The 1,230-nt window shown below is 65.1% G+C and carries 1 protein-coding gene; it reads left to right on the plus strand.

Annotation, left to right across the window (positions count from 1 at the left end; genetic code table 11):
- Positions 1–1,224: 5-methyltetrahydropteroyltriglutamate--homocysteine S-methyltransferase (locus EOL86_15230; GenBank protein NCD26922.1), on the plus strand; the 1,224-nt coding region annotated here is incomplete at its 5' end.
- Positions 1,225–1,230: the final 6 nt, after the last annotated feature.

Raw genomic sequence — 1,230 nt, forward strand, 5'->3', positions numbered from 1 at the left:
GCCACCCAGAAATGCGCGGAAATCCGGGTTCTCGGGCAGGTCATGGCCGGCCAGGACCACGCCGGCATCCTTGCCGACAACGCGGCCGCCATCCGCTCCCGCGCCCAAAGCCCAAAGGTGGTCAACCCGGCGGTGCGCGCGGCGTGCGCCGGTATCGACGCGGGCATGACCACCCGCGCCAACCCCTATTCGACGCGCAAGGCGGCCCAGGCCTGGCTGAATCTGCCCCTGCTGCCCACGACGACCATCGGCTCCTTTCCCCAGACCCCAGAAATCCGCCAACAGCGCGCCAGCTTCCGAGCCGGTGACATCGACCGGGAGCACTATGAGGCCTATCTGCGCGAGGAAATCCGGCGCGTGGTTGAAATCCAGGAAGATCTGGGGCTTGACGTGCTGGTCCATGGCGAACCCGAACGCAACGACATGGTGGAATACTTCGGCCAGCAGATGGATGGATTCTGCTTCACCCAAAACGGCTGGGTGCAGAGCTACGGCAGCCGCTGCGTGAAGCCGCCGGTCATTTACGGAGACATCACGCGGCCCCGGCCCATGACCGTGGACTGGATCACCCACGCCCAGTCCCTGACCAAAAAGCCCATGAAGGGCATGCTCACCGGGCCGGTGACCATCCTGTGCTGGAGTTTCGTGCGTGACGACCTGAGCCGCGCCGAGGTCTGCCGCCAGCTGGCCCTGGCCATCCGGGCCGAAGTGCTCGATCTGGAGCAAGCCGGGGTGCGCCTCATCCAGATCGACGAGGCCGCCTTCAGCGAGGGCATGCCCATCAAGGGCGTGGACCGAAACGCCTATCTGGCCTGGACCGTGGAGAATTTCCGCATCGCCACCTCCGGCGTGGCCGACTCCACCCAGATCCATTCCCACATGTGCTACAGCGAGTTCAATGACATCATCGGCTCCATCGCGGCCATGGACGCCGACGTCATCAGCATCGAGTCCAGCCGAAGCAAGATGGAGCTGCTCGAAGCCTTCCGGAAATTCGACTACCCCAATGAAATCGGCCCCGGCGTGTACGACATCCACAGCCCGCGCGTACCCTCGACCGAGGAAATGACCGACCTCCTGCGCCGCGCCCTGGAACGCATCCCCAAGGAACGGCTGTGGGTCAATCCGGACTGCGGCCTCAAAACCCGCGACTGGCCGGAAACCCTGGCGTCCCTGCGGAACATGGTCGAGGCCGCGCACCGGCTGCGCGCCGAACTGGCCTGATCCGAA

The organism is Deltaproteobacteria bacterium, assembly GCA_009930495.1.
In the GTDB taxonomy this organism is placed as follows: domain Bacteria; phylum Desulfobacterota; class Desulfovibrionia; order Desulfovibrionales; family Desulfomicrobiaceae; genus Desulfomicrobium.